The sequence below is a fragment of the Salinimicrobium flavum genome (genome assembly GCF_042684505.1).
Lineage (GTDB): Bacteria > Bacteroidota > Bacteroidia > Flavobacteriales > Flavobacteriaceae > Salinimicrobium > Salinimicrobium flavum.
The window spans coordinates 1-25,580 of the sequence record NZ_JBHULT010000005.1 but is presented as its reverse complement, the minus strand read 5'-3'; the positions used below and the strand labels follow the sequence as shown (position 1 = coordinate 25,580).

Here is a 25,580-nt window from a genome sequence, read left to right as displayed (position 1 = left end):
TATGTAAATTCGGGGAGAAATTTCGATAGTAAGAACATGAACAGCCCCGAATTGATTGCCACAATTTTCAGTGCAATTACCCTCATTCCAACCCTGGCCTCCCTAACCAAATTTGACCAATGGTGGGTTCGCGGTTTCGATTTTCCAAGACTACAGATAAGTTTTCTTGTCCTCCTGGCATTAATAGCCTGCTTTTTTATCTACGACTTCTCGTCCACGTGGCACTTTTTAGTGATCTTTCTCCTGGCGGGCAGCTTTATTTATCAGGGATTAAAAATCTACCCCTATACCATTCTTGCCAAAAAGCAGGTTTTCAAATTTGTGGAGAACAATAGGGAAAACTGTATCTCTGTACTGGTAAGTAACGTACTTACCACCAACACCAAATATCACAGGCTGCTTAAAAGAATTGAAGATAAAGATCCAGATATAATTCTAACCCTTGAAACCGATTTGAAATGGGAAAAGGAGTTGGCTGTACTGGAAAGTGAATACCCTTATACCGTAAAGATCCCTCAGGACAATCTCTACGGAATGCACCTCTATTCAAGGTTAAAACTGGAGGGAGTAGAGATAAAGTACCTTATTTCTGAAGAAATACCCTCTATTCATGGATATGTGAGACTACGAAACGGGAAACGGGTAAAGATACATTGCCTGCACCCCAAACCCCCCAGCCCTACCGAAGACAGCACTTCTACCAATAGGGACGCCGAACTGCTGATGGTAGGTAAAAGTCTAGATCCCAAAAAAGAACCTATCCTGGTATTTGGTGATCTCAATGATGTAGCCTGGTCCAGGACTACCCGGCTTTTCCAGCAAATCAGCGGATTGCTCGACCCAAGGATAGGAAGGGGTTTTTTCAACACTTTCCATACCAAGATATTCATCTTAAGGTGGCCGCTGGACCATATTTTTCATTCCGGGGATTTCACCCTTGTGGAACTTAAACGCCTTCGTAACATAGGCTCAGACCATTTTCCAATTTTCGTAAAGCTCAATTATGAACCGCGTGCCGAGCCGGCACAGGAGAAACCGGAAGCTCCGAACGAGGAAGAACAGCAATGGACCGATGAAAAGATTGAGAAAGGTCATCCCATAGACCGACTGGTATAGAGATAGTTAGCTTGCGAAGCCGCTGTCTGACTGACATTTTAAGAAAATACCGGCAGATTTTGTGAGCTTTTTAACCGTAAGAAAATTCTTGGGTTCATACATTTGGCCTTTCATAATTGAAACGACAGGCCTTCGAGATGGCTACCGCCGGATCCGTTCCGGCGGTTTTTTTTAACTGTTATTCTTACGCGTCTCTTCAATTTTTCTGCTCAGCCTTTTTATGGCTCTGTGAATACTCATGTCAGATACCTTCATATCCTTTGCAATAGAAGCAATAGATTCCCCTTTGAATTTATTACGGTGATAAGCCTCGTAGGTCTGATCTTTGGAAAGTTTACTTTGCCTAAGGTTCTTTTCGAAGAGTTCATTGCGACTCATTAAATTATTGCCCCAGTAGAGATTTTCGGGATGCAGATTTTCTTTGTTGCCATCCCGGTACAGGGCATAATAGCGACGACCGTCTTCAGGTTTAGCCGCACCCCAGGTTTCCAGGATAAGTTTGGGAGCAGAATAATAGGCACGATTAACACTCACCACCTTAAGGATCTTTCCCGGTTTTAGCCGGTGATCTTTAATTTTTAAAGGTTTTTCATTAAGCCTGAAACCTTTCCCATCATTACTGATCCACAGCTCCCTGAAAACGGGATGCCGTTTCCATTTTTTCTTCCTCTCCATACGCTTTATCTGAACCTCAAAATTACGCAAATTCCGGTATTCTTATCTCTCTTTACAGGGTCTTTCCGGTAAAAATACGGAGAAGGGATTTCCTTAAATAAAAGTATCATCTTGACCTTAATCCAGGAATATCGTCACAAGATGCCGCGGCTCTCTTTTTTATAGTCTTGCCAGACCATTCCATTAAGCACTGTTTATACGGAAAAGAGCTTTCAGTTATGATCATAATGCAGTTGCAAAAATTAATCCTTCCAAGCCTCATTTTCTGAAGTAAGGAAAACTGAATTATTGAGTTTAACATAAATTTATGAACTCCCAACTTATTGCTTTTCAATATTTTATATATTTTTAAGAATATATCTTTCTGATCTTATTTCCCTACATCGGATTAAGTAATGTAATTCCCTACATACCCCCCTTCATTTTTATAAAGTAGTAACCTAAAAACTATAAATAATGAAAAACAACTACTGTTTTTTCCAGGGATCGGTATGCCAATTCGTAATTCGAACAATTATAATTTTCTTAGGATTGCAGATCCAAGCGCAAACTGATTATATAGTAACAAATAACTCCGATTCAGGCTCAGGAAGTTTACGAGAAGCAATTACTTTAGCAAACTCTGATCCTGCTAAAGACAATATCCTCTTTGATATTCCAGGGGAGGGTCCGCACAGAATCACTCTTCTTTCGGTCCTGCCGGATATAATTGAACCGATTCAACTTGATGGGACTTCTCAGCCGGGATACTCCTGGGAAAGTCCCCAAATCATAGTGGATGGCAATGGAGTCGTATTTAGCGGCTTCAACCTTATAGGAAATTCTTCAGGAAGTACTATAAAAGGATTTGTGATTGGGGGATTTTTCGATTCGGTTAACCCTTCAAATAGTACTCCAGCAGGGGTAATTGCTAATAATACTGGATCCCATACAATCGCAGGAAATTTTATTGGAATTGAAGCTGACGGAAGTACCAAACTGTATAATCGAAATGGCATTCTATTGGTCAACAGTTCAGATAATACAATAGGGGGAATCCAAGCAATAGACCGTAATATAATATCTGGAAATTTTAGAGGAATTGTGATAGACGGAGGAGCAAACTACAGCCTCATCTCTGAACGGAACAAAATAACAGGAAATTTTATAGGCACCAATTCTTTGGGTTTGGCTAGCGTAAGCAACAATATTGGAATTTACTTTAGAAATGCAAACAATAACATAATAGGAGGAGCTAGTGAATTTGAAATAAATATTATATCTGGAAATCTCGATCAAGGGATATCAATAGCTGGTCATCAGAATAAAATATTTGGAAATCACATAGGTATTGGAACAGATGGTTCTCCAGTTCCCAATGGTAACTTAAATGACAACGTAGTCTCAGGAGTGGGCATTAACATTCGCGGTCGTGAATTTTATGAAGATCCTCTTCCCACTGGCAACCTTATAGGAGGTGCCAATCCAGGAGAGGGAAACATAATTTCAGGTAATGAACAAGGTGCTTATGAATATGGAAGTGGAACGATAGTCTTTGGCAATCGGATTGGTACAGATATTACAGGAAACATTCCTATCCCAAATGTTTCAGGTGGAATAGAAATGGGAGGAGAATATTATATTTTGGGAGGCCCTAATCCTGGAGAGGGTAATATTATATCTAGCAATGGTGGGCTTGGACAAGTCGAGGCCGTTGGTAAATACGGAAAAATTCAAGGAAATTTAATTGGTACTGATGCGTCCGGTGAGGCTCCCTTGGCACCGAATGCTCCAGGAATATTTAGCTTTGGTGGTGAATCGATTCTAATCGGAGGTGTAAATGAGGGAGAAGGAAACATTATTGCTGGAGATGATTATGCAGTTCTGGATCTAGAGTTCACCAATAATTGGCGAATATTTAATAATATTATTGGGTTTGAGAACTCTATTAATAGAGGAGGAGTAATAAAGCTAGATTCGGGTACAGATATTGTTTTAGGCGGTATTGAAGCTGGAATGTCAAATATCATTCGAGGAGGAAATTATGGAGTGATTATCGAGAACACCTGGGACTTTGGCGGATATGCCATGCAGGCTAAAGTATCAGGAAATAGCATATATGGTAATAGCTTGATGGGTATCGATATTTTACCTTTCGGACTCAATTCTAATGATCCAGGTGATGCTGATGCCGGCCACAACCGCCTGCAAAATTTCCCTGTTCTGGAAAACAATGCAGCCCTGGAAAGCGGAAATATTAAGTTGAGTTATTTTGTTGATTCTGCTCCTGGTAATTCCACCTATCCTATTCAAGTAGAGTTTTTCATCGACGCAGGAAACAGGCAGGCTAAAGAATATCTCTTCTATGATACATTTACAGAAGCTGACTATAATGCAGGAATTCCAAAAGAAATATCTGTCCCTTTACCTACGGGAAGTGGCTTTGTTGTAGGAGACTTTATCTTATCCACTGCCACAGATGCAGGGGGAAACACTTCTGAATTCAGTGCTTCTGTAGAAGTTACAGGCACCTGTTCTGGGCCGGTTGCGGTTTGCAAAGATCCTTTTACTCTAGAACTGGGTCCTGATGGAACAGCAAGTCTAACAGTTGAAGCGGTGGATAACGGAAGCACTACAAGCTGTGGGTTCCAATCAATGACTATAGACAAAACCGAATTTACCTGTGAAGACATAGGAGATCAGGTTGTGACGTTATCTGTAACAGACATTAATAATGTCACTGTCACCTGTACTACGACAGTAACCGTCCAGGATAAAATTCTTCCTGAACTAACTGCAGTGTTAGACAAGGAAGTTAGTGTAGATGAAAATTGCCAATTCGCAGTTCCAGATTATACTGGTGAAACAACAGCAACAGACAATTGTAGCGATCCTGTTGTTACTCAATCACCTGCTATTGGAACACTGTTGACAGGCCATAATACTACTCAATTAATAACCTTGACAGCTGATGATGGCAATGGAAACAGCAATTCCACAAGCTTTTTGATTACTCTTAAGGATAATACAAAACCGGTGGTTTCTCCCGTTGCCACCAAAGAAGGTATCCTGGATGCAAATTGTAAGTTTGTAGTTCCGGATTATCGTTCCGAAGCATCGGCTACAGATAATTGTTCCACTCCCTCTGTGGTTCAGTCACCAGAGGCAGGCACTGAACTCTCAGGGCACGGAACCATTCAGGAGATCCTGATTACAGCAAATGACGGAAATGGGAACAGCAGCAGTATATCCTTTAATCTTACTCTGAGGGATGATACAGATCCTACAATTACTTCTGTTCAAGATCAAACTTTAATTGCAGATGACAATTGTGAGGCAACTTTAGGTGATTATTCTTCTTTGGTTACAGTTTCAGATAACTGCGATGCAGACCTAACGATAATCCAGGATCCCGTTTCCGGAACAGTCATCAGCACTGAAACAATTGTGACGTTGACAGTAACAGACGATGCTCAGAATTTCTCCTTTACTACTTTTACTGCTTCACTTGAAGGAGGAACCACCACCACCTATTATGTAGATGGTGATGGTGACGGTTATGGTGTTGATGATCCTCAAACAAATATTGAGTCTTGCATAGAACCAGAATCCGGATATGCCACTGTAGCTGGAGATTGTAATGACAATGACTTGACGATCTATCCTGGTGCTTTTGATATTCGCGGAGATGGTATTGATCAGGACTGCGATGGTATAGATGAACCCTTGGACTGCATAGGAACAGACAGATTGGATGTTACACAGGTATGTCCTGAAAATTCCACTGTCGAAACCTGGGTAATCAGCAATCCAAGTACTTGTACTGTACAAGTAAGGTGGGAAATTAAAAATACAACCTTATCCGGCTCCTTAGTGGCAAACCCGGGAGATACTCAGTTCAACACACCGCTGACTGACAATAACAGAACCATGTTGATCATCTACTGGAATGATAAAAATGGTAGAGAGAAAAAAAGTAATCTTGTTTCCAGGGGAACCGACTGTACGTCTACAGGTGCTTTTATAGAGTCTCAATCCTTATCAGGTGAAATAGAAGGGATGGTTTATCCTAATCCCATTGCAGATAATGGATTTTGGATTAGCTTCCCTCCTGAGGTTGGAGATCAGACCATTCACGCAGCAATATACACTTTAAATGGACAGAAACTTATCGAGAAGTATTTTCAGGTGCCAAGTGGAGGTGGAGATTTGTTCTGGAGCTTTAATCATGATTCCTGGGAACAAGGGCTATATCCTCTCGTATTGACTGGAAGTTCACAGCAACTCAAGACAACTCTAATCAAATAACCAAATTTAAAAGGGGCACGTTTAGAAAACTTGCCCTTATTTTTATACTGATGTTTAGATTGGTTTAATATTGTATCAACTGGTAACAGGTGTATGTAACGGTACAGTGAAAGTAACGAACATACGGTAAATCTATTGGCGGATAACGGCAGGCAAATCTCAGGGTCACTAATGATGGAAGTAACCGTGCCCAACTGCGCGTTCCAAGCAAACATTGGAGCATCAATTTGAGACTGGTTAAGCATGGTTTATTTGAGATATTCTTCCATATAAAGCTATTTACTCAGCGCCTTTACTATCCTATCTTCATTTATTAATACATCTCTGAAGAGCACGTGGGGAAACTGTTTATAACTAGAGGATTTGAAGGAATCATGAATTTGCAACAAGGAGGAAGCTGTAATTAATGAAAGATTTAATTCAGTATTCATCTCACAGTCCGTTATGAAATCATCACTAAATTCAGGAGCAAGAAGTAGAATTTTGACCACGCGCCTATCATTTTTTTCTACTAATCTCTTATAGGCCTTCAGTTGTCTCGAGACAGTACTAAATTTGTTATAGCCTTTTTCCTTACTTGTCTTGCATTCTACGATAATCACATCTCCATTTTCTATGTGCAATAGAATATCGACCATATCTTTATTGGTATTTAAGCGCTTTTTCAAGTCCTCATCCACGTTAAATCCTAGCTCTGTAAAGATTTTTCTAGTTAGCTCTTCAAACTTCAAACCTAGTTCACTTTCTTTTGTAGAAATTCCATTGCTCTTTAGAGCATTAAGATCTCTATAAGCAACCTTCTCATAATTCTCTAGGAATAGATTTTCTGCATCTTTATAGTGCTCCAGGATGTTGAGAATATCATCACCACGCTGCTTAATTCCATTCTCGGAGATGAATAGCTTCAGATCATCCTTTGCTATTAGATCAAGAATATCCCGCGGCTTTATGTTATAATCAAGAAGAAACTCAGCACGTAACACGAATTCCTCCTGTAAAATAAATTGATTCTGAATTTGTTTGTTTAGCTTCGGCAAAGAAATATTAAGGTCAGCTAACATTTTTTCATAACCGTCAAGAGCAATATTTATTCTTTCATCGTTCTCTACATTTTCAAAATATTCAACCAAACTTTGAATTTTGTCTTCAATTGTACTTCCTCGGAGATTATCTATTCCTAGGCTTTTCTCACATAGTTTGTTCAGTTCATTCTTTTTTTCGGTTAAAGTCGCGCCTTTTTTATGAATGTCATTTTTCAACAATCCTGTAAAAGAAATTCCTTCCTTAATTATCTCTTCAATTTTTGCAGAAAAACTGATGTCCTTATTAATATTATGTTTTCTGGCAATCTGGTTAACTATAGGCTCTCTAAGTATTCTCAAGGTTCTACGGAGAAATTTATCGGCTACTTCTTTTTCCCTGACTCTTCTTAGTACTCGCACCATTTCGTCTGCAACATAAATAGTATTTTCTTTTTTGGAAAAAAATATGACCCCAATGTTCTTTAGGTTATTAATGACATCTAGCACTTCCATCTTTCTAATGGGAAGAATGGAATAATTAATAAGCTTTATTTCTTCTTGAGATAGCTCTAATTCTTGAGATAACGTAAGAATGATAGATAGCTCGTCAGAAGTTATTTTAGCATCTCTATTATTGCTTATATCGTTTTGATAGGCCGTTCTTAAACAGGCTGAATATATTTTGTAATCTCTTTTGCGCTCCTCGGAAATTTCCGATTTATCATTTTTGAGTTCTGACTCAAGTTTCTTGGTTTTTGATTTCAAGTTTCTAATCTCGGCCTCATATAATCTTGAAAACCAGTCCTGCTTCATGATACAATTTCCGTCCTGAACAATAATGTCTGTCAAAATATCAAGCTGAGAAGCGGTGTCCTGAAATTCACACCACAAATAATCATAAAACTCATCTTTAATTAATGAAAAGACTCGGGAGATATTTCGGCTGTCAGCGGATTTTAAGCCTTTATCTGCAGAACTTAAGATTTTTTCAATTTCCTTGGAATTTTCAGGATTACTGGAGATAATATTATCTATAACTTTTATAAACGAGTTTTTTTCTATTGAACCTAGGCGATCCAAGATTTTCTCTAACTTCATTGTTTTCTTGTATAAAGAGTTAATCAAGTTTGTGCAATGAGAGGTAGGGAATCTTTTGCTTTTACTTAACAGGAAGGTGTTAAATATATCAAAATAAAATTAGATCGGGGATTCTTCTGCTGAAAAAAATAATAAAGATAAGACTCTTAAAAGCCGATGAACTACCTAAAGCTATTGTGATAACCAGTAGATAAATAAGAGTAAAATACTGATAACTATACCGTTGTAAATAAATCATAAAATAAAATTCAAAATATAGCTGTCAGCTATATTATTTTTATATATTTGTACCATAGTTCTTTGAAAAGGTTTGGATAAACTGCAATTCAGTTTAGTTTTTTAAAATGTATTTAGTTACATAACCAGTTTTGGTTCTATTGGCGACTCCTGGAAATGGCGATCGGTTGAAGCTTAAAACGGGCTCAATCAAGCTTTGCTAGAATAGGATATGTTGAAAGCGATATGTTTTTAGCAAATGTCAATAATGCTATAAGCTATTAATAGCTTTTTATAATGGCAGAATGGTTTTAAGGTGCAAAAACGAACAACGCATACGGATTGAATTGTAGGAATTAAAATTGGCAGGAAATAATTCCTTAATTTAAATTCTAATCCAATGGAAAACATTGAACCTAACCGGGATGAATTAATACGTGGTATTAAAGAAATCCTTTCGAAGAACCGTTGTTCGTTATCGGTTGAAGATGAGAAATTATTATCTCAAACGATCAGTTATCTTGAGAAATCTAAAGATCCTGAAAAAAGTCTGGATCTAGCCACAACGGCTAAAGTTTTTGAACTTTTATTAAGATTCTTTTTGGACAACTCAGATAACTTTTTCTAACTGACACCTTAAAACTTTCTTTTAAAAACAGTTAATATGAATTTAGGTAATACAATCAAAAGTTTGAGAGTTAAGAAAAACCTCAAACAAAAAGAATTTGCTTCTGAGTGTGGAATTGCGCAAGCTTATTTATCTCAGATTGAAAATAATCAGCGAGAACCAAACTTGTCTGTTTTAAAGACTATTGCTACCCACCTTGGCATTCCATTACCTTTTTTAGTCTTCTTATCAATGGATATTTCTGATGTACAAGATGAAAAAGTTGAAATGTTTAAGCAGATTGAACCCTCTCTTAAAGGGTTAGTCACTCAATTTTCTTTATAGAAAATGATAAATACTGTAAGCCATTTAGCATATACAGTAAAATTTAATAAAAAGGAAATAAATTTCATTTGTAGAAACATTGAAAAGTTTTACAAAGAAAAAAAGATTGAAAAAAAGCGGACTTCAGACGGCACGATAATTTATCGAACTATCAGACCGAGTCAAAAGCGTTTAAAGGTTCTTCAGAAAAGAATTAACAAGAACATTTTATTTAATTTAAGATTACCCGATTACGCTTATGGTGCAGTAAAAGGAAAAGATAATATTCTTAATGCCAAAAAACATCAAGGTAAAAAATACAAATTAAGCACTGATTTAAAGGATTTCTTTCCCTTTATAACAAATAAAGATGTCTTCGAGATGTTTCGTCGACATAACTTTTCCCCAACTGTATCTAGGATATTAACTCGCTTAACTACATTTAAAGGGAATGTTCCCCAGGGCGCTCCTACTTCATCTTCAATTGCTAATCTTGTATTCCAATCAACAGGTGAAGTCCTGGATATTTTTGCTGATGAAAATGGTCTTACCTTCACTACGTTTGTAGATGATATTACATTCTCCTCGCCAAATGATTTTAAGGATAAGGTCCCACTTATTCTTGAAAAGGTTAGAATGAGGCATAGGATCAATCATAGGAAAACAACCTACTCCAGAAATCCAAATATCACTGGATTACATCCAATGAATAACCATTTGAAACTTCCTGAAAAGTTTATTTTAAAATTAAAAACTATAGAGGAACGATCGCCATTAGAACAACAAGGTTTAAACTTGTACCGCAAAAGAGTTGAAGATTTAAATAAAGGCCTAAAATAGTTTCTCTTTTCTTCATCAAATATAAAACTTCACTCTCTTCCTCTCATTAGGTTTCCTACTACCATGTTACCCCCAACACCTCAAAAGGAAAACGATTCTAATTTAAGGGGAGGGGTTGAAAAAAGAAATCTTTTCATAAAAAAGATTTGAACTCATTTTATTCGAGTTGTGGTATAATAAACTGCTATAATTGGAATTGCGTACAGAAGAGCGTACAAAAAAGAGGTGTAAAATCAAAAAGCCTTGAAAATCAGTCGATTAACAAGGCTTTAAGTACTCGGAGCGGGACTTGAACCCGCACGACCGTTGCTGATCATTGGATTTTAAGTCCAACGTGTCTACCAATTCCACCATCCGAGCGTGGATTGAAGTTTGAGCGAAAAACGACCCCGAAGCGTCGGGGGAACCCGCGACCTCAGAGAAAAGTTTTTCCCTCCTTTTGAGCGAAAAACGGGATTCGAACCCGCGACCTCCACCTTGGCAAGGTGGCGCTCTACCAACTGAGCTATTTTCGCATTTTAAAGAACTTTGCCACAGCCTGCAGGGCTTGTAGCGGATGCAAATTTAATACAATTCTAATAATAGCAAAGATTTTTTTAAAGAAATAAGACCCTCAATAATCCATACCATCTCTCTTATAAATCTGCTATATTCAAGTGTGAAGTTTTCAACGATTTACACGATTCAAGCTTCAATTACAGTATACATTATTTAGTCACATTATTCATTTTCAAACCTTCGCCTGATTTTTGACTCCCAGCATTCGTTTTATTTCATTCAGTTTCATCAAGGCTTCCACCGGGGTAAGCGTGTCAATATCAATATGAAGGATCTCCTCCTTTAGCTCCTCCAGGATGGGATCGTCAAGATTGAAGAAACTCAGCTGCATTTCCTCCTCAGCCGATTTTTTAAGGATGTTGCCATTCTCCTGCATGCCATGGGACTTCTCCAGTTTCTTCAGGATCTTGTTGGCCCTGTGCAACACTTGTTGAGGCATCCCGGCCATCCTGGCCACGTGTATCCCGAAACTGTGTTCACTGCCACCAGGAACCAGCTTTCGAAGGAACAGCACATTATCCTTTAATTCCTTAACTGAAACATTGTAATTCTTGATGCGCCCAAAGGTCTCCCCCATATCATTCAGTTCGTGATAATGGGTAGCGAACAAAGTCTTCACCTTTGCCGGGTGTTCATGAAGGTATTCGGTAATGGCCCAGGCAATGGAGATCCCGTCATAAGTGCTGGTCCCACGGCCAATCTCATCCAGCAGCACCAGGCTGCGGTCTGAGAGGTTGTTTAATATGCTGGCGGTCTCGTTCATTTCTACCATGAAAGTAGATTCACCCATGGAAATGTTGTCGCTGGCCCCAACCCTTGTAAAGATCTTATCTACCAGTCCCACCCTCACCTGTTCTGCCGGCACAAAACTGCCCATTTGAGCCATGAGCACGATCAAGGCGGTTTGGCGCAGGATGGCCGACTTACCACTCATGTTAGGCCCGGTGATCATGATGATTTGCTGTTCCTCCCTGTCGAGGTACACATCATTTGCAACATAGGTTTCTGAAAGCGGCAGCTGCTTCTCGATCACCGGGTGGCGCCCATTGGTGATCTCCAGTTCATGGGTATCGTCAATTTCCGGTTTGCAGTAATTCTCAGCAATTGCCTGTTGAGCAAATGAACAAAGACAATCCAGCTGCCCAATAAGGTGGGCATTTTGCTGTACCGGCTGTATGTAGTCAGCAATCCAGATAATTAATTTTTGAAAGATCTCCTGTTCCAGTTGCAGGATCTTCTCTTCGGCTCCAAGGATCTTTGCTTCATATTCCTTTAGTTCCTGGGTAATATAACGCTCAGCGTTCACAAGGGTCTGCTTCCTTATCCAGTTTTCAGGGACTTTATCTTTATGAGAATTCCTTACTTCAATATAATAACCAAATACATTGTTACTGGCGATCTTCAGGGAGGTTATTCCGGTGGCCCTTACCTCCCGCTCCAGCATATTATCGAGGTAATCTTTGCCCGAAAATGCTATTTTTCGCAGCTCGTCCAGATCTTCGGAAAAACCCTCGGCAATACTACTCCCCTTCAGGATGTTGACCGGAGCATCTTCAAACAAAGTTTCTTTTATTTTTTCCCTGAGGAGATCACAGCTCTGCAGGTTCTCGCCCATCACTTTTAAAGCTTCATCTTCAGAATTAGCGGCAATAGATTTTACCGGCACCACCGCCTCAAGGGAATTCTTCAGCTGAATGATCTCCCGCGGATTCACCTTACCGGCAGCCACTTTTGAAATGAGCCTTTCAAGATCGCTTATCTGCTTGATATGATGCTGCACCTTCTGCAGGATCACAGGATGGGATATTAAATACTGAACGATCTCATGCCGCTTCCTGATCTTAACCGCATTCTTTAACGGCAGTGCCAACCAGCGCTTCAGCATCCTGCCCCCCATGGGGGATATGGTCTTGTCTATCACGTCAAGAAGTGTAACAGCGTTCTGGGCCTGGGAGTTGTACAACTCAAGATTGCGGATGGTGAAACGGTCCATCCATACATATTCCTCTTCAGCAATTCTGGTAATTCCTGAAATATGCTGTAACCGGTGATGCCGGGTTTCCCCAAGGTAGTACAGTACAGCACCCCCGGCAACAATGCCTTCCTCAAGATGTTCGATCCCAAACCCTTTAAGGGACTTGGTGTTGAAATGGGAATTTAGGGTTTCGTAGGCATAATCCTGTTTAAAGACCCAATCTTCAAGATAGAAAGTATGGTGATTATCCCCAAAAGCCTTCAGGAATTCCTTCTTTTTATTCTTAGGGACCAGCACCTCACTTGGGCTGAAATTCTGAAGTAACTTATCTATATATTCCGAAGAACCCTGGGCGGTCAAAAATTCCCCCGTGGAGACATCGAGAAATGACACTCCCAGATCCCTTTTTCCGAAGTGAACAGCACAGAGGAAATTATTTGACTTGCTTTGCAGCACCTCATCATTCATGGAAACTCCTGGGGTAACCAACTCGGTCACCCCACGTTTGACGATCTTCTTGGTCAATTTGGGATCCTCCAGTTGGTCACAAATGGCCACCCTTTCCCCGGCTTTCACCAGTTTGGGCAGGTAAGTATTGAGGGAATGGTGCGGAAAACCCGCCAGTTCTGTACGTTCCCCGCCGTTGTTGCGGTTGGTAAGGACAATATTGAGAATACGGGCGGCCTTAACGGCATCTTCCCCAAAGGTCTCATAAAAATCCCCCACCCTGAAAAGCAGTAAGGCATCAGGATATTTCTTCTTGATGCTGTTGTATTGCTGCATTAAAGGCGTAATTTTCTTATCTGAACTTGCTGACACTTTTCCCGGATTTTGCTGTTTGCTAAAGTAAATAATCTATTGATTTAATGTAAATCTACCCTTCCTGATTTATCATTTTTTCTTCACAATCGAGAATCCGGGAGCCGGGGGAAAACAACAAATTCCCTTTATCTCTTTCACTCCAGTTCCTCCTCTATGACTACGAGTAGTGTATCATAAAATGCCTGTTGATCCCTGTACAGGGCATTAAGAATGAATGAGGCTTGCATGGTTCGTTCCAGTTTGTTCCTGATGTTGATATCCTTTCTAAGTTCCTCCTGTCGTTCAGAAAGAAAGATATTTTGTTGAGACCGTGAGTTAGAGAGATCAATATACGCCTCACAGTCTTCAAAATATTCTGTTGAATACCTTTTTGACAGGCTTTCCCATTCCCTTATCATACTGTGATTGGCCTCCCAGGCCGCAACCTGTTCCCTAAGGGTTCTGTTCGTGAGGAGTGAAAGCTGGCCTGAACTCAAAATATCCTGTACTACCCCTTCACTGGGCATAAAAACGGTGTAACCGGTGGAAATCATAAGAATGGAATCGATGGCGGCAACAGGAAAATTTTCATCCGATCTTCTCAACAGGTCAATCAAGGTATCACTATTCTTAAAAACCCGGTCGGTTTTTTCGATCACACGTTCCAGGTCCTTTTTTGAACGGGAAAGGTCTTTAGATAAACCTTCGAGATATATTCTCTCTTTTGCTACTGCCTTCCTGCCCTCATTCCAATTATTGATCTGGATCGCAATAAGGATCCCTATGACCACAAGAAATATCTCCCCTATGGCATATAAGAGATAATTGCCCAGGCGGTTCCGGGAAAGAAGCCGCTGCCTGATCTTTCGGAAAAATCTGTACATATACTACCCGTAAAATTATAACGCATCGGGGGAAACAGGTTATTACTTATAACCGTAAAGATCCTGCAAGGCCACCTGACCTGCTCACAACCAACAATTTACCAAAAAAAATAATATATTTTCTGAAATTTTCTCCTTCGGTAGGACAGATCAGAACAGACCGGAAATCTTCTTTTTAATTTCTATTTTTGCGACCATGGAAAACAGAAAGCTTAAGAACAGTGAACTGGACCGCAAAAGTCAGGAGGAATTCAAGGCTGCGAAAAAGACCCCGATCATTGTCATTTTAGACAATGTGAGGAGTCTCAACAATATTGGTTCTGTATTTCGTACTGCTGATGCTTTCCTTATCGAGAAAATATACCTCTGCGGAATTACCGCCACTCCCCCACATAAAGACATCCAAAAAACTGCATTGGGTGCTACAGAAACAGTGGACTGGGAGTATAGGGAGAATGTTCTGGAAGTGGTGGAAAAGCTTCAAAAAACCCAGGTTAAGGTTTATGCAGTTGAACAAGCCGAAAATGCTATCATGCTGAATGATTTCTCCTCTCAAAAAGGCCAGAAATACGCCTTTGTTTTTGGGAATGAGGTAAAAGGCGTGCAGCAAAAAGTGGTCTCGGTGAGTGACGGGGTATTGGAGATCCCGCAGCTGGGCAGCAAGCATTCCCTTAATATTTCTGTAAGTGCGGGGGTGGTTTTATGGGACGTGTTTTCTAAAATGCAAAAAGCACTTTAAAATAATCCCGTAACTCTTGAACACGCGTAAAATTTTGCTTTTGACCATTAGCCCTTTTTCCATGCCATTAGCAGGTGGAACCTTAACCTTTGACCTTCAAATGATCTCATGGAGCAATTGCAGGTAATCCTGGCGATTGTTCACAAAATCCAGTTCTGAGATATCAATGATCTTCACATTCAGCCCCGGCTGTGATTTAATAAAAGAAAGATAGCTTTTGTTGATATTGGCCAGGTAATCATGCTGGATGTTCTGCTCATAATCGCGGCCTCTCTTTTTAATATTTTCGAGCAGCCTTTCTGTGTTCTGGTACAGGTAAACATAAAGATCGGGTTTCACCAGCTCTTTGTACATTAAATGAAAAAGCTTCTGGTACAGCATATATTCATCTTCATGCAGGGTGATCTTAGCAAAGATGAGGGATTTGAAAACATCGTAATCTGAGATCACGAAATCCTTGAACAGGTCATATTGAGCCAGGTCGTCTGAAAGTTGCTGGTAACGGTCAGCCAAAAAAGACATTTCCAGGGGAAAAGCATAACGCGGCTGGTCTTCATAGAACTTCGGAAGAAATGGGTTGTCCTTGAATCTTTCCAGGATAAGCTTGGCATTGAAATCCTGGGAAACCATGGTTGAAAAACTGGTTTTTCCGGCACCAATATTTCCCTCCACGGCGATGTAATTATATCGTGAAAACTGAAAGCCTTCCGGCTTCTCAAGTTTTTCCGGAATTGGACGTATCTCGGAAGTATCACTGGTGGTTTGAAGCAGTTCCCGTATCTTCACCTTCCTCACCGGATGTTTCACATCTGCAGCGATCTCAACAAGAGGGATCAGTACAAATTTACGGTCTGGAAGGCCGGGATGTGGGATCTGCAGACTTTCTGAATCATGCGTTTCCTCTTCAAAAAGAATGATATCCAGGTCAAGGGTCCTGTTTTGATAGCCGCTGCCTTCTGTTCTCTCCCGCCCCAGAGATGTTTCGATCTTCAATAAATGATCGAGAATTTCTTCGGGTACAAGCCTGCTGCTCACCGCCACACAAGCATTCAGGAAAGAATTTCCTTCAAAGCCCCAGGCAGGGGTTTCGTAAACCGAGGAGATCTGCCTTACTTCCCCCACCCTGCGATGTATCTCCTCAATTGCCTTTTGAAGGTTCAAAAGCCGGTTCCCCTCATTACTTCCAAGGGCGATATAGACGGATTTAGGGGGATTCAAAGGATTTTAAGAAAAGTTTAGTAAGACCAAAGACGTAATTTCACAGCAAATTAAATAAAACAAAATAACATACTCTTAACTTTGTAGGAAAGACTTTCGGGTTTTTTCAGGTTTAACAACTTTCTGAACTTTGATTTAGAAAGTTATTTTTCCTGCCCCGAAATCTTTAAATGTTCTTCCATGAAAAAATTTGTAAAGATTACCGCAATTGTAGTAGGAGTGATACTGCTGCTCCTGTTCCTGGCTCCGTTCATTTTTGAAAAACAACTGAAGGACCTCGTGCAAAAGACTGTCAATGACAACCTCGACGCACAGGTTGCTTTTGCAGATATCGATCTCAGCCTTTTCAGGAATTTCCCGAATGCCACCCTAGCTATCGAAGACCTGAGTGTAGTGAATAATGCACCTTTTGAAGGGGACACCCTCGCTTTTAGTGAAGAAGTCATCCTGCAAATGTCGGTCATGGAACTTTTTAAAGGCAGCGAAGAACCTTTAAAAATAGATGCCCTAAAACTGAACCGTACCCTGCTCAATATTCATGTGGATTCCCTGGGAAATAATAACTATGATATTGCCCTTAAAGACACCACTCCTGCCGACACCACCGGGGGCTTCAGATTTGATATGAAGCATTACGAAATAAACGATTCCCGCGTAAACTACCTGGATGAGGGTGCGAACATCAAAATTCTGGTGGAAGATCTTAACCACGAAGGAAACGGTGACCTATCTGCCAAAACCTCCACCCTTAGCACTTTTTCTTCTGCATTGGTGAGCCTGGTGGTAGATGAGACAAACTATCTTAATCGCAATAAAGTGCAGTTGGAAGCCGATTTCATGATGGACCTGGAAAATCAAAAGTATTCTTTCCTCGAAAATGAAGCCCTTATCAATCAACTGCCACTCACTTTTGACGGTTATGTGCAGGTGAATGAGGACAACAACGAGGTGGACATCAGCTTCAAAACCCCTTCTTCTTCCTTTAAGAATTTTCTGGCCGTCATTCCCGAAGAATATTCGAAGAACATTGAAGAAGTACAAACCAACGGTGACTTTGTGGTCAACGGCTTCATTCGGGGAATTGTAGATGAGACTTACATTCCAAAAATGGAAATTAATATTAATTCCAATAATGCCTCTTTCCAGTACCCCGACCTTCCGAAGAAAGTAGAAGATATTAACATTTCAGCCAAAGTCATGAATGAATCAGGGTTAGCCGATGAAACCTATGTTAACATTGACACCCTCAACTTCAGAATAGACCAGGATGCTTTCAGGGCAAAAGGAAAACTGAGGAACCTTACGGGGAATATGCTGGTGGACATGGCTGTAAAAGGTACTATCAACCTGGCAAACCTGGAAAAAGCCTATCCGCTGGAATTGGAGCAGGATCTTAACGGAATGGTGACTGCTGATATGACCACCAGTTTCGATATGGAATCTATTGAAAAGGAGCAGTACCAGAACGTAAAGAGTAACGGGATTGCCACTATCAGGGATTTCAGCTATACCTCTCCCGAGATCCCCAATGAGATAAAACTGGCCACCGCCACCATGAAATTCAATTCGGGTAATGCTGCCCTGGAGAATTTTCTCGCCACCACCGGAAACACCGATCTGGCGATCAACGGAACCATCCGGAATTTTATGGGCTACCTGTTTACCGACCAAAAATTAAAGGGCAATTTTACAGCACGCTCCAAATCATTTTCGGTAAATGATTTCATGGTGAAGGAAATACCTTCCGAAGCAAAAGAAGGTACCCGTACAGAGACTGCCTCGACAGCCAAAGAGGCCATCAAGATCCCTTCTTTTCTAGATGTGGAGTTAGATTTTGTGGCAGAGCAGGTGTTGTATGACAATCTCGTATTGAAGAATACTAAAGGAAAGTTGGCCATCAATAATGAAACCGCCAGCCTCCAGAATGTTACGGCCAATATCTTCAACGGAAACATAAATCTAAACGGAAATGTTTCCACAGGCCAGGCCGTTCCTAACTTCGGGATGAAGCTCGATCTTAATTCCATTGACATCGCACAGGCTTTCAGGGACATGGAACTGCTCCGCAACCTTGCACCCATCGCACAGGCATTGCAGGGGAGCCTCACTACCAACATAGACCTTCGTGGAAACCTTAACGATGACCTTACACCAAAACTCCAGACGCTGGCGGGTAATGCTCTTGCAGAGATCCTGGGGGCCAAAGTCAATCCGGCCCAGACCCCTTTATTGGCACAGCTGGATCAAAACCTTAATTTTATCGACCTCAACAACCTCAACCTAAAGGACCTTAAGACCAAATTGACGTTCAATAACGGGCAGGTAGAGGTGCAACCGTTCGATTTTAATATCAAAGGGATCAAGGCCACCGCGTCGGGAAGCCATGGTTTTGATATGAATATGCATTACAATCTCGCCATGCAGATCCCTGCGAAATTCCTTGGAAATGAATTGGGGGCTACCCTTTCTAAACTCAGTGCTACGGAACAGGATTCCATGACCGTAGCTTTACCTGTAGATATCACGGGGTCATTCAATAATCCCAGGATTAACCTAAATATGGAACAGGCCGTGAACAACCTTACCCAAAAGATCATTGCCAGTCAAACAGAAAAACTTCAGGAAAAAGGAAAAGGTATTTTAACCGATATTCTAACCGGAAAAACAAAGAAAGACACTAGTGCGGCCGGACAAACAACAAAAAAGGATTCGGTCAAGACCCAGGAGGATGTGGTGAAAGATGCGGCCCGGGATATTTTAGGCGGAATATTGGGTGGTAAAAAGAAAGCAAAAGATACTACAAATCAGTGATCAGGAAATATCAAGGGATACCCCGAAGCCTTCGTGTTTTCTAACGTTGAAGACCATACCATCGTGGAAAATAAGGTATTGTCCTTTTATACCTTTCAGAATACCTTCGTAAAAAGGTGTTTTCCCGAGGTTTAAGGTTTTGATCGCCGAAGGGTAGGTAAGCACCGGGAATTTGATCTCAAGTTCCTGTGCATTCGGGAGGTAATACTCCTTAACCTCCTCCGGCAGATAGGGCCTTAACTCCTCTTTAATCGCGACCAGATCAAGATCTTTCAGATTATTGGTGAGCATTTGTCTCCAGTTGGTCTTGTCTGAAACATGTTCTTTTAAAGCAACTTCGGTTATTCCCGCCAGATAGCGGTTTGGCACCTCTACTACCTCAATTGCCTCATGGGCGCCCTGGTCTATCCAACGGGTTGGGATCTGGCTTTTTCTGGTCACCCCGATCTTTACGTTGCTGGAATTTGCGAGATAGACAATATGCGGTTGCAACTGTGCCTGCTGCTCATAATCAAGATCCCGGTCTTCCTGTCCCAGATGGGCCGTGCTTAACTCAGGCCGTATTACCCACTGCCCCATATCTGGCGAGGTACTAAAACACTGGTAACACACGCCGTTGGCAAAAACCTTTTTCTCCTTTTCACACTTAAGACAGCGGTACTTCAAAAAATTGATCGAAAGCTTCTTATCCAGAACCTGATTCAAATTGAGAAAATCCTGCTCAAAGACCAGATAATATTGAACAACATCGTTCAACTCTGTCTGCATCTTGGTAAGAACACCTTCGTAAGTCATAAAAAAATAGGAATTTTATCGGTAGTATTTGTAAGCTATCAGAATAGTTTTAATTTTAACCTGCCTTCAACCGGCAGGGAGCCTGCTAAAAAGAGAGGTCAAAGATATAAAGAAAAAATGCCAATTCCATTAGTCCATTCCGTTGCTTCCTGGTTTCTCAAGAAGCGTATCCACCAGATGGAATTGTTCATCAAATACCCCCATGAAGTTCAGTTTGAACTCCTTAAAAAACTGCTTCAAAAGGCCAAAAACACTGAAGTAGGCAGGAAGTATGATTTTGCCGGAATAGATAGTTACGACACCTTTGCTTCCAGAGTTCCGCTGCAACAGTACGAAGATTTTGAACCTGATATTGAACGAAGTCGCAGGGGTGAAAACAACATCTTCTGGCCCACCCCTATCAAGTGGTTTGCCAAGTCCAGCGGCACCACCAATGCGAAGAGCAAATTTATTCCGGTAAGTGAAGAGTCCCTCGAAAAATGCCATTATGCCGCCGGCAAGGATATGTTGTGTATGTATCTCAACAACAATCCGGGGTCTCAGCTTTTTAACGGTAAGAGCCTGAGGCTTGGCGGAAGCAAAGAATTATATAAGCGCAATGGCACCCAGTTTGGTGATCTTTCTGCGATACTTATTGATAATATGCCTTTTTGGGCAGAATACAGCAGCACCCCCAGCAACGAGGTCTCTCTTATGAGTAACTGGGAAGAGAAAATGCCGGCCATAGTCAACGAGACCATTCGGGAGAATGTGACCAGTCTTGCGGGAGTACCTTCGTGGATGCTTGTTCTCCTTAACAATGCGCTGGAAGCTTCGGGGAAGGAGAATCTCTTCGAGATCTGGCCCAACCTGGAAGCGTATTTTCACGGCGGGGTGAACTTTATGCCATATGCAGAGCAGTACGAAAAAATCCTTCCTTGCAACGACTTCAGGTATTTTGAGATCTATAATGCTTCCGAAGGTTTCTTCGCCATACAAGACAGCAATCATTCAAAGGAATTACTGCTAATGTTGGATTACGGGGTGTTCTATGAGTTCATCCCTATGAATTCCTACGGAACCAAGGAAGAGAAGGTGATCCCTCTTGCGGAGGTAGAAAAAGACATAAATTATGCGGTTTTGATCACTACGAATGCCGGGCTATGGCGGTATAAAATAGGTGACACCGTGAGGTTTACCTGTCTTCATCCTTACCGGATCAAGATCACCGGGCGCACCAAACACCACATCAACGTATTTGGGGAAGAACTCATTATTGAGAATGCAGAGGAAGCCCTTAAAAAAGCTTCTCAGGAAACAGGCTGTGCGATCGTAGATTACACAGCAGCCCCAATATTTATGTATGACAGGGAAAAAGGTGCTCATGAGTGGATCATAGAATTTAAGACCCCGCCCCGCAACATGGACCACTTTGTTTATTGTTTTGATCAACACCTGCAATGTGTGAACAGCGACTATGAAGCCAAGCGCTTCAATAATATGACGCTCAATCTTCCAAAAGTCCACCAGGCCAGGGAAAGACTGTTTTATGACTGGCTTAAGAAAAAAAATAAACTGGGGGGGCAACACAAAATACCGAGACTCTCCAATCAACGTCAATATGTGGAAGAGTTGCTGGAAATGAATGTTTAGATTTGAGTATTCAGTATTGAGAATTGAGAAATAGACGTTCCAATTCGAGGTACAATCCAATTTTTAAGCGCAGATTCAAAAATTTCCACAAAAAAACCTGAAATTATAACCTCAACCCAGGCGCTGGAGGTGCGGCATCATATATAAAAAACCTCACAGGTTTTGAAAACCTGTGAGGTTTTTAGAAAAGATAAAATTTAACCCTTTCAGGGTTTCAAACCCTGAAAGGGTTGGAAATTTCTTAAAACTCCTTCGTCACCTTATCTACCGCAGCAATGGTAGCATCAAGATCCTTGTAGGTCAAAGCATCGGTAAGGAACCAGGTCTCAAATGCGCTGGGGGCGATATATATTCCGTTTTCCAATAAGCCGTGGAAGAACTTTTTAAAGGTTTCATTATTTGCATTCGCAGCCGTTGAAAAATCAACCACCGGTTCTTCAGAAAAATGCACAGAGATCATGGAGCCTATTCGGTTAATGGTGTGGGTAACCCCGTTCTTTTCAAGAACGCCGGCAATACCTTTGTGCAGGTATTCAGTTTTCTCTTTAAGACTTTTAAAGATCCCGGGACGGTTGTCCAACTCGGTAAGCATGGCCAGTCCTGCAGCCATCGCCAGTGGATTCCCGCTTAGGGTTCCAGCCTGATATACCGGTCCCGTGGGTGCAAGATGATCCATGATCTCATGCCGGGCGGCAAAAGCGCCAACGGGCAGTCCCCCACCTATCACCTTACCAAAACAAACGATATCTGCATTCACACCTGTCAATTCCTGGGCTCCTCCCTTTGCAAGTCGGAATCCGGTCATCACCTCATCAAAAATGAGCAGCACATCATATTCATCGCACAGCTTTCGAAGGCCTTCCAAAAATCCATTTTTCGGGGGGATACATCCCATATTCCCTGCAATAGGTTCCAGGATGATGCAGGCAATCTCTCCCTGATTGGCTTTCAGAAGATTTTCAACACTTTTAAGGTTATTATAATCGGCCAACAGGGTATCTTTTGCAGTTCCTTCTGTCACTCCAGGGCTGTTTGGGGTTCCAAAGGTAACCGCCCCGCTGCCTGCCTGGATAAGAAAGGAATCGCTGTGACCGTGGTAACAACCTGCAAATTTGATGATCTTTTCCCTGTTTTTAAAGCCGCGGGCCAGCCGTACCGCACTCATACAGGCTTCTGTACCCGAGTTTACAAAACGAATCTTGTCAATATTCGGTACCATGGAAACAGCCAGTTCTGCAATGGCAGTTTCGATCTCTGTAGGGGTACCGAAAGAGGTTCCTTTTTTTGCCTTTTCCACCACCGCATTCACCACCGGTTCAAAGGCATGGCCAAGGATCAACGGCCCCCAGGAATTGATGTAGTCAATATATTTGTTCCCGTCTTCATCGTATAAATAGGCTCCTTTTGCTTCTTTAATGAATACAGGTTCACCTCCCACTGCATTGAACGCACGAACGGGTGAATTCACTCCTCCCGGAATAACTTTCTTAGCGGCAGCGAACAATTCACTGCTTCTTTTATAGATCATAATTTTATTTCTTTAGGGGGTTATGTACAGGGTTTGCCCTATACCTATATTGTTCCCGCTTAGATTATTGAATTCTTTTAACTGCTCTACCGTTAGCTTGTACCTTTTTGCGATAGAGTACAGGGTATCCCCTTGCTGTACCACATGTTGCCTGGTAGTAGTTCTGTTTTCATTATAGGCCACCGGTTCTGTTCCCGTCACTTCACCATCATACCGGTATAAATGGTATCGCTCTATCAGGCTGATGAGCTTATCTGGGTATTTTCTATCTGTGGCGTATCCAGCAGCCCTGAGACCCCTGGCCCAACCCTTGTAGTCATTGATATCGAGCTCAAAAAGAGCGGCATACCTCTTACGTTCTGTAAGGAACAGGGAGTGGTCGCGGTAGGAATATTTTGGGTCATTGTATTTTCTGAAACACTCCTGTGACCGGTCATCATCGTGATAGACAGTACCGCCTTTCCAACCGTGGCATTTGATCCCGAAGTGGTTGTTGGCCCTCCTGGTCAATTCCCCTTCTCCCGCCCCCGATTCCAGGATCCCCTGTGCAAGCGTGATGCTGGCCGGGATCTTATAAAGAGCCATCTCCTCCTGTGCAATTGGTGCAAATTCTGCGATATAGGCGGCAACCTTGTCAACATAGGTTACGGGTGCCGAATTTGGTGTTTTATCGCGGGTTGAAATCGTTTCTTTTTTCTGAACAACTTCAGTGTTTCCCCCTGCTTTTTTACGTTCTGCGACCTTTTTTTTGCTTCCGCAGGAAAAAGCGAACAACACCAGTAAAAGGGTGAAAAACTTGTAGCTTAATCTCATTTCAAACATCTATTTGGGGTAAACCTTTCTTCTTCAACTTCATATTCATACCTGCAATGCCCTGAAGGCCTCCGGTATGAATGGCTAAAATACGAGTATTTTGGGAAAAATATCCGCTCCTCATGAGTTCAAAGATGCCATATAACATCTTGCCGGTATAAACAGGATCAAGAGCCACGCCATAGGCAGTTTTAAATTCATTGATAAAATCAACCAATGCCTTATCTATTTTAGCATAACCTCCAAAATGATATTTTGTTATAAGTTCCCGGTTGTTTTTTCTGCTGAACTTATCGATATCGGCTAATAAAAAATCTCCTTTCAGAGCTGGAAAACCCAATATTTTCTGTTTGTCTGCGGAAGAATTAATGATCCCGGATATTGTTCCTCCCGTACCCACGGCACAACAAACCACCTCAAATTCCTTATCTTCTTCGGAAAGGATCTCCTCACAACCGCGAATAGCTTCTGAATTTGTGCCTCCTTCCGGGACCAGGTAAAAATCCCCGTATTTCTTCCGGAGTTCCCTGATGAAATCTTCTGAAGTCTTTTCCCGGTAATCACTTCGGGGTACAAAATTAAACTCCATTCCGCAGGCAGCGGCATACGCTAAAGTGGGGTTCTCCCGAAGCGTTTTCTTAAGGTCCTCCCCCAACTCCTCTCCCCGTATCACCCCAACGGTTTTAAGGTTAAAATTCTTTCCGGCTGCAGCGGTGGCCGAAATATGGTTGGAAAAAGCCCCTCCAAAGGTCAGGAGCCTGTCCCGGTTTTCAGAAATTGCTCTTTGAACATTGTATTTTAGTTTCCGGAATTTGTTGCCCGAGATCTCGGCATGCAGGAGGTCTTCCCGTTTCAGGTACAGGTGAACTTCGTTGATACTGGTAATAAACTGGTTGGGAATTCCCGGTTCCTCTTTAAAGACTACAGCCATAATGGCCACAAAGGTCATAAAAACGAGCCACTTATTTCAAAAAGTAGCTACATATACTTAAAAAAGCTCCACATCTTCCTTCTGGAAAGGTAAGCCAGTTGTTTTTCATTGGCGTAAGCTTCCCGTTCAAAACAAATCCTGCTGTAGGCCTTATATGAATCACGATATTTTATGAGCTTTATGAAATATTCAAAAAAATACCAGAGGAAGAAAAAGATAACAAGCAGCTCCATTTGCTGCCTGAGGTGAATTCGTTCGTGGTTCATGAACACGGGGTCATTTTTAAGCTCTTTTCTTCTCACGACCACAAATGGCCACAGCACAACACCATCAAAGTGCTTTGCGAGAAAAAATTTATTTACTACCACGAACATTAGGGCAAGATAAGAAAATGCTATTTTTGTGATATGAGTTTTTTCAAGAAAAAAATTCCTTTAGAAGAAGGTGATTTTTATCTCACTCCTGAAGGCTACCGTTGTTTTACCGAACAGTATCACCTCAAACGCGGCTATTGCTGCGAAAGCGGCTGCCGCCACTGCCCTTACGGCTACAACAAAAAGACCAACCAACAGAATAAAGACTGACCTATGGACTTCAAAAAGGCGATTTTAGAAGGAATCCCCGATACGCTGCCTGCAGCAAAGAATTATGATCCTAATGCTAATCATGCTCCAAAACGCAAGGAGATCTTAAATCCTGAAGAAAAAAAA

Annotated in this window: 19 protein-coding genes and 2 tRNA genes; 9 read left to right on the top strand and 12 right to left on the bottom strand. The window is 41.5% G+C overall.

Annotated elements, in window-relative coordinates; translation table 11 throughout:
• The first annotated feature begins 36 nt into the window (after nucleotides 1-36).
• Nucleotides 37-1,116, top strand: coding sequence for an endonuclease/exonuclease/phosphatase family protein (locus ACFSTG_RS00625; RefSeq protein ID WP_380747437.1), 1,080 nt, complete (start codon nucleotides 37-39; stop codon nucleotides 1,114-1,116).
• A 171-nt stretch (nucleotides 1,117-1,287) separates the two neighbouring features.
• Here the strand turns inward: ACFSTG_RS00625 and ACFSTG_RS00620 are convergent, their stop codons facing one another.
• The gene (locus ACFSTG_RS00620; RefSeq protein WP_380747435.1) at nucleotides 1,288-1,791 is read right to left on the bottom strand and encodes a hypothetical protein; all 504 of its coding nucleotides are present in this window, start codon (nucleotides 1,789-1,791) and stop codon (nucleotides 1,288-1,290) included.
• Nucleotides 1,792-2,247: 456 nt separating this feature from the next.
• On the opposite strand from ACFSTG_RS00620, the gene ACFSTG_RS00615 reads away from it, so the two are divergent.
• Entirely contained in the window at nucleotides 2,248-6,078 is a 3,831-nt protein-coding gene (locus ACFSTG_RS00615; RefSeq protein WP_380747433.1) for a MopE-related protein, read from the top strand.
• Nucleotides 6,079-6,353: 275 nt separating this feature from the next.
• Here ACFSTG_RS00615 and ACFSTG_RS00610 read toward each other — a convergent pair whose 3' ends face one another.
• The gene (locus ACFSTG_RS00610; protein ID WP_380747431.1) at nucleotides 6,354-8,198 is read right to left on the bottom strand and encodes a hypothetical protein; all 1,845 of its coding nucleotides are present in this window, start codon (nucleotides 8,196-8,198) and stop codon (nucleotides 6,354-6,356) included.
• Between the two features lie 616 nt (nucleotides 8,199-8,814).
• Between ACFSTG_RS00610 and ACFSTG_RS00605 the strand changes: the two genes are divergently transcribed.
• From ACFSTG_RS00605 to ACFSTG_RS00595, 3 genes are read left to right on the top strand one after another with little or no spacing between them, the layout of a single operon-like run.
• The gene (locus ACFSTG_RS00605) at nucleotides 8,815-9,042 is read left to right on the top strand and encodes a hypothetical protein (RefSeq protein ID WP_380747429.1); all 228 of its coding nucleotides are present in this window, start codon (nucleotides 8,815-8,817) and stop codon (nucleotides 9,040-9,042) included.
• A 36-nt stretch (nucleotides 9,043-9,078) separates the two neighbouring features.
• On the top strand, nucleotides 9,079-9,366 hold the full coding sequence (locus tag ACFSTG_RS00600; RefSeq protein WP_380747427.1) for a helix-turn-helix domain-containing protein: 288 nt from the start codon (nucleotides 9,079-9,081) through the stop codon (nucleotides 9,364-9,366).
• 3 nt (nucleotides 9,367-9,369) lie between these two features.
• Nucleotides 9,370-10,185: a reverse transcriptase family protein gene (locus ACFSTG_RS00595; RefSeq protein ID WP_380747425.1), complete on the top strand. Its 816-nt coding sequence runs from the start codon at nucleotides 9,370-9,372 to the stop codon at nucleotides 10,183-10,185.
• A 274-nt stretch (nucleotides 10,186-10,459) separates the two neighbouring features.
• Here the strand turns inward: ACFSTG_RS00595 and ACFSTG_RS00590 are convergent.
• The 4 genes from ACFSTG_RS00590 to ACFSTG_RS00575 form a co-directional block, all read right to left on the bottom strand.
• Nucleotides 10,460-10,545 (bottom strand) — tRNA-Leu (locus tag ACFSTG_RS00590).
• Nucleotides 10,546-10,627: 82 nt separating this feature from the next.
• Nucleotides 10,628-10,700 (bottom strand) — tRNA-Gly (locus ACFSTG_RS00585).
• 215 nt (nucleotides 10,701-10,915) lie between these two features.
• Entirely contained in the window at nucleotides 10,916-13,501 is a 2,586-nt protein-coding gene (mutS, locus tag ACFSTG_RS00580; protein ID WP_380748412.1) for a DNA mismatch repair protein MutS, read from the bottom strand.
• A gap of 173 nt (nucleotides 13,502-13,674) precedes the next feature.
• Nucleotides 13,675-14,403, bottom strand: a complete 729-nt coding sequence (locus ACFSTG_RS00575; protein ID WP_380747424.1) for a DUF6090 family protein — start codon at nucleotides 14,401-14,403, stop codon at nucleotides 13,675-13,677.
• A gap of 196 nt (nucleotides 14,404-14,599) precedes the next feature.
• On the opposite strand from ACFSTG_RS00575, the gene ACFSTG_RS00570 reads away from it, so the two are divergent.
• Complete coding sequence (locus ACFSTG_RS00570; RefSeq protein WP_380747422.1) at nucleotides 14,600-15,142, top strand: RNA methyltransferase; 543 nt, start codon at nucleotides 14,600-14,602, stop codon at nucleotides 15,140-15,142.
• A 96-nt stretch (nucleotides 15,143-15,238) separates the two neighbouring features.
• On the opposite strand, the gene folK is transcribed toward ACFSTG_RS00570, so the two are convergent.
• Nucleotides 15,239-16,360 (bottom strand): 2-amino-4-hydroxy-6-hydroxymethyldihydropteridine diphosphokinase, encoded by a 1,122-nt coding sequence (gene folK / locus ACFSTG_RS00565; protein WP_380747420.1) that lies wholly within the window; start codon nucleotides 16,358-16,360, stop codon nucleotides 15,239-15,241.
• Nucleotides 16,361-16,540: 180 nt separating this feature from the next.
• On the opposite strand from folK, the gene ACFSTG_RS00560 reads away from it, so the two are divergent.
• Nucleotides 16,541-19,171 carry an AsmA family protein gene (locus ACFSTG_RS00560; RefSeq protein WP_380747418.1) on the top strand — a complete coding sequence of 877 codons (2,631 nt, stop codon included), beginning with the start codon at nucleotides 16,541-16,543 and terminating at the stop codon, nucleotides 19,169-19,171.
• On the opposite strand, the gene ACFSTG_RS00555 is transcribed toward ACFSTG_RS00560, so the two are convergent.
• Nucleotides 19,172-19,966, bottom strand: a complete 795-nt coding sequence (locus ACFSTG_RS00555; RefSeq protein WP_380747416.1) for a DUF2797 domain-containing protein — start codon at nucleotides 19,964-19,966, stop codon at nucleotides 19,172-19,174.
• A 117-nt stretch (nucleotides 19,967-20,083) separates the two neighbouring features.
• Between ACFSTG_RS00555 and ACFSTG_RS00550 the strand changes: the two genes are divergently transcribed.
• Nucleotides 20,084-21,598 carry a GH3 auxin-responsive promoter family protein gene (locus ACFSTG_RS00550; RefSeq protein WP_380747414.1) on the top strand — a complete coding sequence of 505 codons (1,515 nt, stop codon included), beginning with the start codon at nucleotides 20,084-20,086 and terminating at the stop codon, nucleotides 21,596-21,598.
• 241 nt (nucleotides 21,599-21,839) lie between these two features.
• On the opposite strand, the gene hemL is transcribed toward ACFSTG_RS00550, so the two are convergent.
• The 4 genes from hemL to ACFSTG_RS00530 are packed head-to-tail and all read right to left on the bottom strand — an operon-like array spanning nucleotide 21,840 to nucleotide 25,244.
• Complete coding sequence (gene hemL, locus ACFSTG_RS00545) at nucleotides 21,840-23,126, bottom strand: glutamate-1-semialdehyde 2,1-aminomutase (RefSeq protein ID WP_380747412.1); 1,287 nt, start codon at nucleotides 23,124-23,126, stop codon at nucleotides 21,840-21,842.
• Between the two features lie 12 nt (nucleotides 23,127-23,138).
• Nucleotides 23,139-23,939 (bottom strand): glucosaminidase domain-containing protein, encoded by an 801-nt coding sequence (locus ACFSTG_RS00540; protein ID WP_380747410.1) that lies wholly within the window; start codon nucleotides 23,937-23,939, stop codon nucleotides 23,139-23,141.
• 1 nt (nucleotide 23,940) lies between these two features.
• Nucleotides 23,941-24,888 carry a 1-aminocyclopropane-1-carboxylate deaminase/D-cysteine desulfhydrase gene (locus ACFSTG_RS00535; RefSeq protein WP_380747408.1) on the bottom strand — a complete coding sequence of 316 codons (948 nt, stop codon included), beginning with the start codon at nucleotides 24,886-24,888 and terminating at the stop codon, nucleotides 23,941-23,943.
• Between the two features lie 29 nt (nucleotides 24,889-24,917).
• Nucleotides 24,918-25,244: a hypothetical protein gene (locus ACFSTG_RS00530; RefSeq protein WP_380747406.1), complete on the bottom strand. Its 327-nt coding sequence runs from the start codon at nucleotides 25,242-25,244 to the stop codon at nucleotides 24,918-24,920.
• A gap of 33 nt (nucleotides 25,245-25,277) precedes the next feature.
• Between ACFSTG_RS00530 and ACFSTG_RS00525 the strand changes: the two genes are divergently transcribed.
• Nucleotides 25,278-25,454 (top strand): DUF5522 domain-containing protein, encoded by a 177-nt coding sequence (locus tag ACFSTG_RS00525; RefSeq protein WP_380747404.1) that lies wholly within the window; start codon nucleotides 25,278-25,280, stop codon nucleotides 25,452-25,454.
• Nucleotides 25,455-25,580 lie beyond the last annotated feature (126 nt).